Source organism: Burkholderia sp. GW821-FHT14F03 (assembly GCF_058803765.1).
In genome coordinates, this window is the sequence record NZ_JBXAPG010000031.1 from 53094 (window position 1) to 66487 (window position 13394).

Sequence of the window (13394 nt, forward strand, 5' to 3'; positions counted from 1 at the left end):
GAACATATCAACGCCCCAGGCTGAAAAGCCTGGGGCGTTGTGCTTTGTAGGCCGCTCGCGCGGCATCGCGCCCGCCGGCCGCTGACCCCATCCTTGGCTGCAAAGCCCATGACCCGCGCCTAAATAGCGCGCGGCATTCCGTACGTTCCACGCCAATGCGAAATCGGGCGGGAAACCACGCGATTCAAACCCGGGGCGGGGCATCGAGACATCGAAGGATGCCGGGCGCCCGAAACTTTTTCTTTTCCCCGGATCGCAGGCGCGCAGCAGGCCGCCCCGCCCACCCGCCCTTCGGTCTTTTGGCGCACCCACCCCGCGCGCGGCGGCATGCTAGAGTCGTGCTCCCCGCCGCAACCGTCACGCCCGCAGCCCATGAACATCCGTCGCCCCGCCCTGGCGCTTTGCGCCGCCCTCCTGCCGCTTACCGCCGCCCACGCCGAGGAAGTCGGCAGCGTCAACACCAATTTCCGCCTGACCGGCTCCGATCGCGTCGTGGTCGAGGCCTACGACGATCCGCTCGTCAACGGCGTGACCTGCTACGTGTCGCGCGCCCGCACGGGCGGCATCAAGGGCAGCCTCGGGATCGCCGAGGATCCGAGCGAGGCGTCGATCGCCTGCCGTCAGGTCGGCCCGATCCGCTTCACCGAGCCGCTCAAGCAGCAGACCGACGTGTTCAGCGAGCGCATGTCGTTCATCTTCAAGACCCTGCACGTGGTGCGGGTGGTCGACCGCAAGCGCAACACGCTCATCTACCTGACCTACAGCGACCGCATCGCGAGCGGCAGCCCGAAGAACAGCGTGACCGCGGTGCCCGTGCCCGAAGGCACGCCGATTCCGCTCAAGTAGGCGCGCCACCGCACCGGCCATGGTCCCGCCCCGCTCCCGCGACTCCGCGCGCTACTGGCGCACGCCGCTGTTGCCCGACGCGGATCTCGTCACGGCGCGCTACCGCGACCAGGCGTTCGCGCTGCACTGGCACGACGCCTACACGATCCCGGTCATCGAGGCGGGCGCCGAGCGCTACACCTGCCGCGGCGCCACGCACGTCGCCGTGCCCGGCACCGTGCCCGTGATCAATCCGGGTGAAGTCCACACCGGCTCGCGCGCGCACGACGACGGCTGGCGCTACCGCGTCGGCTACGTGCCGGTCGACTTCATCCACGATCTCGCGCGAACCCTCGCGGGCACGCCGCAGGATGCGCCGTGGTTCCGCCCCGACGTGATCCGCGACCTCGATCTCGCGCAACGCCTCCTGCATGCCTACCAGGCGCTCGAAGCCGGCGACGATCCGCTCGCGGCCGAGACGGCGATGCTCGACGCGTTCTCGACCTTGATCGTCCGCCATTCCGGCACCCATGCCCGCCCCCAGGCGCTCGCGCACGCCGAGCCGCGCGTCGACGCGATGCGCGAACGGCTCGCCGCCGACCTCGCCGATCCGGTCACGCTCGCGGAAGTCGCCCGCGCGGCCGGCCTGTCGCCGTTTCACGCGGCCCGGCTGTTCGTGCGCGAGACCGGCATGCCGCCCCACGCCTGGCGCAACCAGTTGCGCCTGCAGCGCGCGCTCGCGCCGCTGCGCGCGGGCGTGGCGGTCGCCGACGTCGCCGCCGCGAACGGCTTCACCGACCAGAGCCACTTCACGCGTCATTTCAGGCGCATGTTCGGCGTGCCGCCCGGCCGCTGGCGCCAGACCTGAGCCGCGGCAAGAACGTACAAGCCCGCGCGCCGCCGCGCCGCTAAGCTGACGGGATCCTGGAGGCACCAGCCGTTGAACCCGTCCCTTTCCGTTTCCCCGCCGCGCCGCCCGCGCGCCGAATTCGCCGCCGGCGTGCGCGCCACCGTGCCGATGCTCGTCGGCGCCGCTCCGTTCGGGGTGATCTTCGGCACGCTCGTGTCGACCGGGCCGCTCACGTGGTGGCACGGCGAACTGATGTCGCTCGTCGTGTACGCCGGCTCCGCGCAGTTCATCGCGCTCGGCCTCGTCGCCGGCGGCGCGGGCTTCGCGGTGGTGCTCGCAACCACCTTCATCGTCAACCTGCGCCACCTGCTCTACAGCGCGACGCTCGCGCCCCATGTCGCCCACCTGCCGCTGCGCTGGCGCGCGACGCTCGGCGCGCTCCTGACCGACGAGGCGTTCGCGGTCGCCCAGGCGCACTACCGCCAGGCCGCCCCCGGCACGCTCGGTCCGCATTACTTCTTCGGCTCCAGCCTCGCGATGTATCTGAACTGGCAGGTCTGGACCGCCGCCGGCCTGCTGTTCGGCGCGACCTTTCCCGGCCTGCGCACGCTCGGACTCGATTTCGCGATGGCGGCAACCTTCATCGCGATCGTCGTGCCGCAGCTCGCCGCCCCGCGCCAGCTCGCCGCCGCGCTCACGGCGGGCGTCCTCGCCTGCTGCTGGCTGGGCTGGCCGTACAAGCTCGGCCTGCTCGCCGCCGTGGCGGCCGGCGTCGCGGTCGGCGTCGCGCTGTCGCGCCGGGGCTCGGGCGCGCCCGAGCCGACCGAGGCCGCGTCATGAGCCTGCTGCTGCTGATCGTCGGCATGGCGCTCGTCACTTATGCGATCCGCGCGACGCTGTTCCTGTGCGGTGAGCGGCTGCGCTTTCCGCCGCCCCTGCGCACCGCGCTTGGCTTCGTGCCGGTCACCGTGCTCACCGCGATCGTCGCGCCGATGATGATCGCGCCGCACGGCGGCGCGCCCGAATTCACCTGGCGCAACCCGCAGCTCGTCGGCGGGCTCGTCGCCATCGCCGTGTCGGCCGCGACCCGCCGCCCGCTGCTGACGATCACGGTCAGCCTCGCGGCGTTCTTCCTCTGGCAAGGCATCGTGCTGCCGAACGCCTGGCCGCCGGCCTGATTCCGGTGCTCGGACCTCAAGGGCCCGGCCGGGGCCTCAAGTTTCCGGCTGCGCCGCCGTTAAGCGGGTGAGGCCCCGCCATCGGTCGCGCGGGGTCGACCTGTCGACGTCGGCGGGCGGGCGGCGAGACCTTCCGGCAAGCGCCGGCTGTCCGGCCCGAACAGCCAGCGCGGCTTCGCCCCACTGACGTCAGCGCGCCACCCAGCCGGCCGGCATCGAGCATCGAGAACCATGGGCCAGATCACCCTATCCATCAAGGACGACACCGTCGACTCCCTGCGCAAGGACTTCGAAGCGTTCCTGCGCGTGTCGCTCAAGCTCGACCCGCAATTCGCCACCCCGTCGTTCGAGGACTTCCTGCGCGCGAAGCTGCTCGACAACATGGTGCCGCTGACCGAGCACGCGGTGCAGCGCATGCTGCAAGGCGGCCAGTACGCGTGGGCGAAACGCACGCTCGACAAGGAATTCCCCGATGTCGTCGCGATCCTGATGCGGCAGGCCGGCGAATTCGGCTTCGGGTTCGCGTCGCGCTCCGAGTGGACCCCCGACGAGCTGGCGAAGGCGTGCCGCGACTGGGCCGCCGCGATCGTCTCCGAGGCGCAGGGCGAAGACACGCTCGTCGATCCGCTCGCCGCGCAGATCAAGGCGGCCGCGATCGACATCCAGACCCTCGAGGAGCGCATGCAGACGCCCGCGTGGCGGCTGGCGGAATCGCTGCGGCAGCGCGTCTACGAGGCGAAGCTCGCCTGCGAGATGAACGTCGGCAGCGCCGCGCGCGAAAAGCTCGGCGAACTGCGCGGCCTGCTGCGGCTCGGGCTCGCGCACGGCTCGTTCCAGAAGCAGGAAGCGCAGCAGATCATGGAATACCTGCGGCTCCTGAAACCCGAGATCTTCATCGACGAGCCTTACGACATCTTCTCGCGCGCCGCCGCATGGCTGCGCAGCGTCTTCATGGTCGCGACCCCGGTGCGGCCGAACGCGGGCCAGGCGCAGCAACAACAGCAGCAACAGCGGCGCCCGTAAACGCGCGGCCCCGGGATCCGGCCCTCCGCCGCGCGCGCGCTTTATCCCCGGCGCGGCGCGCGCTGGCTTATCATGCGGAGCCATTCTCCCGGCGCGCCGCGCCCGTTCCGCCATGCCCAACCTGGATTTCACCCTGACCGGCGACTTCGTCGAACTGCACAACCTGCTCAAGATCACCGGGCTCGCCGACAGCGGCGGCTCGGCGAAAGTGCTCGTCGCGTCGGGCGCGGTGAAGGTCGACGGCGCGGTCGAGCTGCGCAAGACCTGCAAGATCCGCGACGGCCAGGTGGTGCTGCTCGGCGACACGCGGATCGCGGTGCACGCGGGCTAGCGAGCCCCTGTCGGCGACATGGCCTTCGGCGCACCTGATCGACAGCGTCGGGCGAAACCCGTAAGCTGACTGTCTCTCAAAAATAAACAAGCGTGCGGGCAAGTATCCGCGCGCGCGCTCATTCCATGTCGCCTCCTGCTTTCTCGCGGACGGCCGCCGCGCCGCCGTCGCTCACTCGTCACGCCTCCGACACCGCGCGCCTCGCCGCGCCGCTCGCCATCGCCCAACTGTCGCAGATGGCGATGAGCGTCACCGACACCGTGCTGCTCGGCTCGCTCGGCCCCGATTCGCTTGCCGCGGGCGGCCTCGGCGCCAATCTGTTCTTCGTGGTGGTCACGCTGATGCAGGGCGTGCTGACCTCGATCAGCGTGAGCGTCGCGCACGCGCGCGGCGCGAAGGCCGACCACGAGGTGCCGCACATCTACTGGACCGGCTTCGCGCTCGCCATGCTGCTCACGGTGCCGGCCTTCCTGCTGCTGTCGTTCGCGGAACCGATCCTGCTGATGTTCCACGAGCCGCCGCTGCTCGCGCGCAACGTCGGCGAATACGCGGGCGTGCTGCGCTTCGCCGCGCCCGGCAGCCTGATCGGCGTCGGGCTGATGCGCTCGTTCCTGCCCGCGATCGGTGCCGCGCGGCGCCTGCTGTGGGTGTCCGTCGTGTGCGTCGGCATCAATGCAGTGCTCAACTACGGGCTGATCCACGGCGCGTTCGGCCTGCCCCGTCTCGGCTTCCTCGGCTCCGCGACCGCCACCGCGATCACCATCTGGATCAGCGCCACCACGCTGCTCGTGCTGCTGCACGGCCGCCCCGCATTCCGCCACTTCGTCGCCCGCTCGCGGCCGAAGCTGCCGCTGATGGGCGAGCTGGTCGGCATCGGCTGGCCGGTCGCCATCACCTACGGCGTGGAATCCACGCTGTTTCTCGCGACGGGCCTCACGGTCGGCGTGCTCGGCGAATCGTCGCTGGCCGCCCATCAGATCGCGCTCAACGTCGCGTCGGTCGCGTTCATGGTGCCGCTCTCCATCGGCCAGGCCGCCAACGTGCGGGTCGGCTACTGGGTCGGCGCGGGGCAACCCCTCGCGGCCCGCCACGCGGGCTTCGTCGCGCTCGCGCTCGGGGTGGCGTTCATGTCGCTGTCGGGCCTCGTGCTGATCTTCGCGCCCCACGCGATCGTCGGCCTCTACCTGAGGCTCGACGATCCCGCCAACGCGCACACGGTCACGCTCGCGATGTCGCTGCTCGGCATCGCCGCGGTGTTCCAGATCGTCGACGGCATGCAGACGGTCGGCTCCGGCTGCCTGCGCGGGCTCAAGGACACCCGCGTGCCGATGCTCGCCGCGACCCTCGGCTACTGGGGCATCGGCTTTCCGACCGCCTACTGGTTCGCGTTCCATGCCGGCCTCGGCGTGCGCGGCCTGTGGTGGGGCCTGGCCGCCGGGCTCGCCAGCGTCGCGGTGCTGATGACCTGGCGCTTCCACCGCAAGAGCGCATCGCTGATGCCGCGCTGATGCCGCGCTGATGCCGCGCTGATGCCGCACTGATGCCGCACTGATGCCGCGCCGCGACGCGACGCGACGCGAAATCGCGCGCGGCGCTATGCTAGCTGTCTCAGGACGCCACCGCAGAAGCGGCGCCCGTTCCCCTTACATTTCCCGCCGCGCGCCGCGCGGCCTTCCTTCTTTCATTCTGATGGAGTGAATCATGAGCGAAGCAGTACGGATGGAACGCGACACCTTCGGCGAGATCGCCGTGCCCGACGCCCGGCTATGGGGCGCGCAGACGCAGCGGTCCTTGCAGAACTTCAAGATCTCGACCGAGAAGCAATCGCCCGAGCTGATCCACGCGCTCGCGCTGATCAAGCGCGCGGCGGCCACGGTCAATCTCGAACTGGGCGTTCTCGCCGAGGACAAGGCACACGCGATCGTGGCCGCGGCCGACGAGATCATCGCCGGCCGCCATCCCGACGAATTCCCGCTCGCGGTCTGGCAAACGGGCTCCGGCACGCAGACCAACATGAACCTGAACGAAGTGATCGCGAACCGCGCGAGCGAACTGCTCGGCGGCGTGCGCGGCGAGGCGCGCAAGGTGCATCCGAACGATGACGTGAATCGCGGGCAGTCGTCGAACGACGTGTTCCCGACCGCGATGCACATCGCGGCGGCGCGCGCGATCACGCAGCACCTGCTGCCCGCGCTGGCCGCGCTGCGCACGACGCTCGACGCGAAAGCGCGCGCCTTCGCCGGCATCGTGAAGATCGGGCGCACGCATCTGCAGGACGCGACGCCGCTCACGCTCGGCCAGGAGTTCTCGGGCTATGTCGCGCAGCTCGAACAGGGCATCCGTCACGTCGAAGCGACGCTGCCGCATCTGTACCAGCTCGCGCAAGGCGGCACGGCGGTCGGCACCGGCCTCAATGCGCATCCGAAGTTCGCGGCGGCCTTCGCGGCCGAGATCGCGACGCTCACCCACCTGCCCTTCGTGACCGCGCCGAACAAGTTCGAGGTGATGGCCGCGGCCGATGCGCTGGTGTTCGCGCACGGCGCGCTGAAGACGATCGCCGCGAGCCTGATGAAGATCGCCAACGACGTGCGCTGGCTCGCGAGCGGGCCGCGCTGCGGGCTCGGCGAGCTGTCGATTCCGGAGAACGAGCCGGGCAGCTCGATCATGCCGGGCAAGGTCAATCCGACCCAGTCCGAGGCCGTGACGATGCTGTGCTGCCAGGTGTTCGGCAACGACGTCGCGGTGAACTTCGGCGGCGCGAGCGGCAATTTCGAGCTGAACGTGTTCCGGCCGATGATCGCGCACAACGTATTGCAGTCGGTGCGCCTGCTCGCGGACGGCGCGCACAGCTTCAACGACCACTGCGCGCTCGGCATCGAGCCGAACCGCGCGCGGATCGACACGCTGCTCAATGAGTCGCTGATGCTCGTGACCGCGCTCAATCCGCACATCGGCTACGACAAGGCCGCGCAGATCGCGAAGAAGGCGCACAAGGAAGGCTCGACGCTGAAGGCCGCGGCGCTCGCGCTCGGCTATGTGACCGAGGCGCAGTTCGACGAGTGGGTGCGGCCCGGCGACATGGTCGGCGACGCCTGAGGCAGACGCGTCGCCCTGACGAACCGGGCGACGCATTCGATTTCGCCCGGGCGCAGCAACCGCCGCGCCCGGGCGTATTGATCAGACCATCAAACGTCGCCCTTCGCGACCTCTTCCGGCTTCAGCTCGATGATCTTGTCGAGCGCCGCGCGCACATCCATCGCGTACTTCGCCAGGCGCTTCTGCTCGTCGTTGGCGGGCACGAACGGCGGCACCGGCAGCGGGTTGCCGTTCTCGTCGACCGCGACGAACACGACGAGGCAGTCCGTGGTCTGGCGCAGCACGCCGCCCTTCGGATCGCCGGCATGCACCGAGACGTGAATGTGCATGCTGGTGCGGCCGGTCGCGACGACCCGCGCCTTCAGCTCGACCAGGTTGCCGACCAGGATCGGCCGCTGGAAACGGATATTGCCGACGCTCACGGTCACGCAATAACGGCTCGACCAGATGGCCGCGCAGGCATAGGCGGTCTCGTCGATCCACTTCATCAACGCGCCGCCGTGCACCTTGCCGCCGAAATTCACGGAAGTCGGCTCGGCCAGGAAACGAAAGACGGTCTCGGTACGATCGAGGGCGGCGGTGGGCATGCTGGGCATCTTGGCTCCGTTCTGCGGTTCAGCGGTGTTGCGGGGATGGCGCGATTATACGGCGCACTGCGACACGTTGCCGCGCGGCAAGCGCGGCCTGATTCGTCGAACCGAAGGGCGCAGCCGCCCCTCAGCCCGGCCCGGCATGCCGCCGCCCCGGCCATAACGGCACGCACAGCAGGTAAAACAACGCCCCCGCCAGCCAGCTCCATCCGTCCCATCCCCCGCTCGCCGCGTACAACGCGCTGAACGCGAGCGGCCCGCCCATCGCGGTGACGCCGTTCAGGCTCGCGAGCCGCCCGTGCAGCGCGCCCTGGCGCGCGGGCCCGGCGAGACGGCTCAGCAGCCCCTGCAGCGCAGGCGTGCCGACGCCGCCCAGCGCGAGGCACAGCATGCCGGGAATCAGTTGCGCGCCGCTCGACGCGAACGCCACCAGCAGATAGCCGAGCGCATCGACCACGATGCCGATCGCAAGCGTGCGCCGCTCGCCCCAGCGCGCCGCCAGCGGCCCGGCGACGCACGCCTGGACCAAGGCATGCAGCGCGCCGAATCCCGCGAGCGACAGCCCGACCATGCCCGGCGACCAGCCGAAGCGCTGCGCACAAAAGATCGCCCACAGCGTCGTCGGTATCTGCCCGACCCACTGCATCACGACATACACGCCGAGCCAGCGCCCGAACCCGTTGCCACGCAACGCGCCCTCGCCTTCCGCCGACGCGTCCTCGGCCGGCACGGCCTCGGCCGCCGCGGATCGCGCGGCGCGTGCGTGCTCGGGCAGCCAGCGCCACGCGGCCGCGCAGGCGAGGCCGTTCAGCAAGGCGGCCGCCGCGAACGGCGCCCGCAAGCCCTGGCTGCCCAGCAATCCACCCAACGCCGGCCCCGCGATCAACCCCGCGCCGTAGCACCCGCCCAATAGCCCGAAGTAACGCGCCCGCTCGCCGGGCGGCGCGGCGTCCGCGACGCACGCCCCCGCGACCGCGCCGGTCGCCCCCGTGACGCCCGCCACCGCGCGCGCGGCGTAAACCATCGCGAGTCCGCTCGCGCGCGCCGCGACCGCATAGTCGAGCGCGGCGCACGCCAGCGAGGCCAGCAGCACCGGCCGCCGGCCATGACGATCCGCGAGCCGCCCGAGCACAGGCGCGCAGACGGCCTGCAACGCAGCGTACAGCGCGATCAGCACGCCGTAGTGCCACGCGAGCGACGCCCCGCCCGCGCCCAGTTCGCGCAGCAGCCCGGGCAGCACCGGCATCACGCAGCCGATCCCGAGCGCATCGAGCCCCACCACCATTCCCGCCACCGCCACCGCGCGCTTCATGCCATGTCCTCTCCGCTGATCGTCGGGTAATTTATCGATGATAAATTTTCCGGGCACTATAATTTATCACCGATAAATTCACAACGACGAGGACCCCGATCGTGGCGAAATTGCAGCGGGAACAGGTGATCGACGCCGCGCTGGCGCTTTTGGACGAAGTCGGCATGGACGGCTTGACGACCCGCCTGCTGGCCGAACGGCTGGGCGTGCAGCAACCGGCGCTCTACTGGCATTTCAACAGCAAGCGCGCGCTGCTCGACGCACTCGCGGACGCGCTCCTGAGCCGCCATCACACCTGCGCGATGCCGCGCGACGGCGACGACTGGCGCAGCTTCGTGGCCGACAACGCGCGCAGCTTCCGCGGCGCGCTGCTTGCCTGCCGCGACGGCGCGCGGGTCCATGCGGGCAGCACGCCGGACGCGCCGCACTTCGCGGCGGTGGAGGCGCAATTGCGCCTGCTCGGCGACGCCGGCTTCACGCCGGTCGCCGCCGCGCATGCGTTGTTGATGGTGAGCCAGTACGTCGTCGGGGCGGTGCTGGAACAGCAGAGCGCGGCGAGCGGCAAGGCCGGGCGCGCGCCGAACCGGGCCGAGCCGTCCGCGTTCCTGCGGCAGGCATTCGAAGCGGTCGTGCAGGCGGGACCGGACGCGCACTTCGAGCAGGGACTCGCGATCATCCTCGACGGACTCGCGCACCGGCTCGAACGCGCCTGACACGCGACGTCGCGCGTCAGTTGCGGATCGTGATGCCCTGGTCGAGGGTGCCGTACATCTCGATGCTGCCCGTGCCGGCGGAACCCGGCGCGCCGCCCTGCGCGCACCCGGCGCAGATCGCGGCGGCCAGCACGGCGGCAACGGCCCAAAGCGTCTTCATGGCGTGAGAAAAGGAAGGAAACCGGCGTCATTCTACGCGCCCCGCCTCATCCTCGACATTTCACGCCGGCCTGAAACATCGCATGCGCGATGCGCCTACACTGCACGCATCCCGTGCCAGGAACACCCCGATGCCGACCGATCCACCCCCCCCCTTCCCCGGCCTGAGCCGCCTCGGCGCGCTGCTCGCCGACCCCGGCCGCGCCGCGATGCTGTGGTCGCTGATGGACGGCAGCGCGCGCCCCGCGGGCGAGCTGACGCTGATCGCCGGACTGTCGCCGTCGGCGGCGAGCGCGCATCTCGCGCGGCTCGCCGACGGCGGCCTGCTCGCGCTCGACGTGCGGGGCCGGCATCGCTACTACCGGATCGCGTCGCCCGACATCGCGGCCGCGCTCGAAGCGCTCGCCACCGTCGCGCATGCGGCCGCCATCGCGCCTGCCGCGCCGCGCGCCGCACGCACCGTTCCGCTCGAGATGCGCTATGCGCGCACCTGCTACGACCACATGGCAGGCGAACTCGCGGTCCAGGTGTACGAGCGCATGCTCGCGCGCGGCTGGCTCGCGCACGGCGCCGACGGGCTCGACGCCACCGCCGACGGCATCGCGGCACTGGCGCGCTGGGGCGTCGACGTCGCGGACCAGCGCAAGCGCCGGCGGCGTTTCGCCTGCCAGTGCCTCGATTGGAGCGAACGGCGCCCGCACCTGGGCGGCGCGCTCGGCGCCGCGCTGCTCGACAGCTTCCATGCGCAGGGCTGGATCGAGCGCGCGGGCAAGCCGCGCGTGCTGCGTGTCACGCCCCCGGGACAGCGCCATTTCGCACAGCTGCTTACGGACGTTTGACGATCATTTTTCGGGCGGATGACGAAATCGTCGGATAGACAAGTTTTGTTACAGCAGCGACGGATCGCTTAACAAAACAGGGGGCTCGGAAATACCGCCAGCGGATAGAGTGCAGGCATGCGGCGCGCGACCAGCGCCGTTGAACAAGAGACCACAATGAAAACGTCCGCCAGCCATCCTCCCGTTCTGCTCAAACGCATTGCCCGCTTCACGCTCGTCGCCGCGGCGCTCGCCGCACTGCCTCCCGCCTTCGCCCAGGTGCCCGACGCCGGCGCGCCGTATCCCGAGGCCCAGCAGCCGGGCGGCGATCCGCCCACCCGCGTCGCGCGGCTCGACTACCTCACCGGCGCGGTCACGACCGAGCCGGCCGGCGCGACCGACTGGTCGTACGCCGCCGTCAATCGACCGCTCACGACCGGCGACCAGGTGTGGAACGACACGGGCGCGCGCTCGGAGCTGCATATCGGCTCGACCGCCGTCCGGCTCGGCGATTCGACGAGCCTCGCGCTCCTCAATCTCGACGACGCCAACGCGCAGTTGAAGGTCGCGCTCGGCACGTTGTCGACGCACGTGCGCGAACTGCCGCCCGGCGCCTCGTACGAGATCGACACGCCGAATCTCGCGCTCGCCGTCGGCGGCCCCGGCGACTACCGGGTCGACGTCGCGCCGAACGGCGCGAGCACGACGGTCACGGTGCGGCGCGGCAGCGCGACCGTGTACGGCGACGGCGGGCAGATGCCGGTGTCGGCGGGCCAGCAGATCGTCTTCAGCGGCACCAACCTGCAGGTCGCGGGCGAATACGCCGCCCCTGCGCCGGATCCGCTCGACCAGTGGGCCGCGAGCCGCGACGCGGCCGAGGACCGCTCGCTGTCCGCGCGCTACGTGTCGCGCGACATCCCCGGCTACCAGGATCTCGATGCGAACGGGAGCTGGCGCGACGACTCGCAGTACGGCGCGGTCTGGATCCCGAACGCGGTGCCCGCGGGCTGGGCGCCGTACCACACCGGCCACTGGATCTGGCAGGCGCCGTGGGGCTGGACCTGGGTCGACGACCAGCCGTGGGGCTTCGCGCCGTATCACTACGGCCGCTGGGCCTATCTCGGCAACGCCTGGGCGTGGGTGCCCGGCCCGATCGTCGCGGCCGCGCCGCCCTGCTACGCGCCGGCGCTCGTGGCCTTCGTCGGCGGCGGGGGCGGCGGCTTCAGCTGGAGCGTGGGTCTCGCGCTCGGCGGCGCGGTCGCCGCGGGCGTCGCGTGGTTCCCGCTCGGCCCGCACGAAGCCTGGCACCCGGGCTGGGGCGGCTGGAGTCCGCATTACTACCAGCGCGTCAACCAGACGGTCGTCAACAACATCACGATCAACAAGACCGTGAACGTCACCAACGTGACGAACATCACCAACATCAACAAGACCTTCATCAACTATCGCGCGCCGAACGCGGTGACGGCCGTGCCCGCGACCGCGTTCGTCCACGGGCAGCCGGTCGCGCGCTTCGCGCAGAAGGTCGACCCGCAGCAGTGGCGCAACGCGCAGGTGGGCGCGGGCGCGCCCGCGATCGCGCCGGTGCGCCAGAGCTTCAGCGGCAACCTGCGCAACGCCGCGTATCAGCCGCCCGCCGCCGCGCTGCAGCGCTCGATCGTCGCGACCCGCAACCCGGTCGTGCCGGCCGCCTACCACGACCAGCTCGCGCAGCATTTCGCGCAGAGCGGCGGCCAGGTGCCGGGCGCGGGCGCGCCCGTGATCCGCAGCGCGGCGCCGCCGAACTACGCCGCGCGCACGCGGCCCGAGGCAGGCGCGAGCGCACAGCCGACGCCGCGCAATGTCCAGCTCGTCAACACCCGCACGCCGGTGTTGCAGCCGGGCCGCGGGCCGCAAGCCGCGCACGGCGAGTCCGAGCGCATGCCGCCGGCCGAGCCGCGCGCGAGCCAAGCGCCGCCGCGCGCCGGCCAGCCCGAAGCCGGCGTGCCGCGCCCGCCCGCCGCCGCGAACGAGGCGCGCAACGGCGAGCGCTTCCCCACGCCGCAACCCGCATGGACGCAGGCGCATCCGCCGATCGAGCAGCAGCGCGCGAACGGCGGGCCGAACGCACAATTGCCGCCGCGCTCGCCTGCTCAGAACGCCCTGCCGCCAATCCGCTCGCCGCGCGAAACCGAGCCGCACGCGCAGCCGGCCGAACCGCCGCGCAACGACTACCGCCCGCCGGAAGCGCCGCGCGCCGAGCCGCGCCCGGAATTCGCGCCGCCGCGCGAGGATTACCGGCCGCCCGTCAACGAAGCGCGCCCGCCTGCGCCCCGCGCCGAGCCGCGCCCGGCCGCGCCGCCCGCCCAGGCGCCGCACAACCCGCCGCCGCACGAAGCGCCGCCGCGCCAGGAACATCCGGAGCATCAAGAACACCCGGAACAGCACGGCAGCACGCATCACGACGAGCAGCGGCACGCCTGAACGGCGCGCGCCGATGCAAAAAGCCCGCTCGAAGCG

14 protein-coding genes are annotated in these 13394 nt (G+C 71.2%); 11 read left to right on the plus strand and 3 right to left on the minus strand.

All coding sequences use genetic code 11. From position 1 onward, the window contains the following. Nucleotides 1–372: 372 nt before the first annotated feature. From AC1RQF_RS21240 to fumC, 8 genes are all read left to right on the plus strand, one after another. Nucleotides 373–846 (plus strand): CreA family protein, encoded by a 474-nt coding sequence (locus AC1RQF_RS21240; RefSeq protein ID WP_274001963.1) that lies wholly within the window; start codon nucleotides 373–375, stop codon nucleotides 844–846. A gap of 19 nt (nucleotides 847–865) precedes the next feature. Further along, nucleotides 866–1693 (plus strand): AraC family transcriptional regulator, encoded by an 828-nt coding sequence (locus AC1RQF_RS21245; RefSeq protein ID WP_274001960.1) that lies wholly within the window; start codon nucleotides 866–868, stop codon nucleotides 1691–1693. Nucleotides 1694–1765: 72 nt separating this feature from the next. Continuing rightward, entirely contained in the window at nucleotides 1766–2515 is a 750-nt protein-coding gene (locus AC1RQF_RS21250; protein WP_492872893.1) for an AzlC family ABC transporter permease, read from the plus strand. Then, entirely contained in the window at nucleotides 2512–2853 is a 342-nt protein-coding gene (locus AC1RQF_RS21255) for an AzlD domain-containing protein (protein WP_274001957.1), read from the plus strand. The genes AC1RQF_RS21250 and AC1RQF_RS21255 overlap by 4 nt, the downstream gene beginning before the upstream one ends. Before the next feature lie 231 nt (nucleotides 2854–3084). Then, nucleotides 3085–3876, plus strand: coding sequence for a DUF4088 family protein (locus tag AC1RQF_RS21260; protein WP_274001955.1), 792 nt, complete (start codon nucleotides 3085–3087; stop codon nucleotides 3874–3876). 112 nt (nucleotides 3877–3988) lie between these two features. Continuing rightward, nucleotides 3989–4207 (plus strand): RNA-binding S4 domain-containing protein, encoded by a 219-nt coding sequence (locus AC1RQF_RS21265; RefSeq protein ID WP_252983175.1) that lies wholly within the window; start codon nucleotides 3989–3991, stop codon nucleotides 4205–4207. A 125-nt stretch (nucleotides 4208–4332) separates the two neighbouring features. Then, nucleotides 4333–5715 (plus strand): MATE family efflux transporter, encoded by a 1383-nt coding sequence (locus AC1RQF_RS21270; RefSeq protein ID WP_492872895.1) that lies wholly within the window; start codon nucleotides 4333–4335, stop codon nucleotides 5713–5715. A 193-nt stretch (nucleotides 5716–5908) separates the two neighbouring features. After that, the gene (gene fumC / locus AC1RQF_RS21275; RefSeq protein WP_274001952.1) at nucleotides 5909–7303 is read left to right on the plus strand and encodes a class II fumarate hydratase; all 1395 of its coding nucleotides are present in this window, start codon (nucleotides 5909–5911) and stop codon (nucleotides 7301–7303) included. An 89-nt stretch (nucleotides 7304–7392) separates the two neighbouring features. Here the strand turns inward: fumC and AC1RQF_RS21280 are convergent, their stop codons facing one another. Together AC1RQF_RS21280 and AC1RQF_RS21285 are read right to left on the minus strand one after the other, a co-directional pair. Then, the gene (locus AC1RQF_RS21280; RefSeq protein ID WP_274001951.1) at nucleotides 7393–7899 is read right to left on the minus strand and encodes an acyl-CoA thioesterase; all 507 of its coding nucleotides are present in this window, start codon (nucleotides 7897–7899) and stop codon (nucleotides 7393–7395) included. 121 nt (nucleotides 7900–8020) lie between these two features. Continuing rightward, a complete protein-coding gene (locus tag AC1RQF_RS21285) occupies nucleotides 8021–9205 on the minus strand; it encodes a TCR/Tet family MFS transporter (protein ID WP_492872896.1) in 1185 nt (394 codons plus the stop codon). A gap of 101 nt (nucleotides 9206–9306) precedes the next feature. On the opposite strand from AC1RQF_RS21285, the gene tetR reads away from it, so the two are divergent. Next, nucleotides 9307–9918 carry a tetracycline resistance transcriptional repressor TetR gene (gene tetR / locus AC1RQF_RS21290; protein WP_274001949.1) on the plus strand — a complete coding sequence of 204 codons (612 nt, stop codon included), beginning with the start codon at nucleotides 9307–9309 and terminating at the stop codon, nucleotides 9916–9918. Nucleotides 9919–9934: 16 nt separating this feature from the next. On the opposite strand, the gene AC1RQF_RS21295 is transcribed toward tetR, so the two are convergent. Further along, the gene (locus tag AC1RQF_RS21295; protein ID WP_274001948.1) at nucleotides 9935–10078 is read right to left on the minus strand and encodes a hypothetical protein; all 144 of its coding nucleotides are present in this window, start codon (nucleotides 10076–10078) and stop codon (nucleotides 9935–9937) included. Nucleotides 10079–10208: 130 nt separating this feature from the next. Here AC1RQF_RS21295 and AC1RQF_RS21300 point away from each other — a divergent pair, with 130 nt between their 5' ends. Beyond that, nucleotides 10209–10916, plus strand: coding sequence for an ArsR/SmtB family transcription factor (locus AC1RQF_RS21300; RefSeq protein WP_492872897.1), 708 nt, complete (start codon nucleotides 10209–10211; stop codon nucleotides 10914–10916). A 156-nt stretch (nucleotides 10917–11072) separates the two neighbouring features. After that, complete coding sequence (locus AC1RQF_RS21305; RefSeq protein WP_492872898.1) at nucleotides 11073–13358, plus strand: DUF6600 domain-containing protein; 2286 nt, start codon at nucleotides 11073–11075, stop codon at nucleotides 13356–13358. Nucleotides 13359–13394 lie beyond the last annotated feature (36 nt).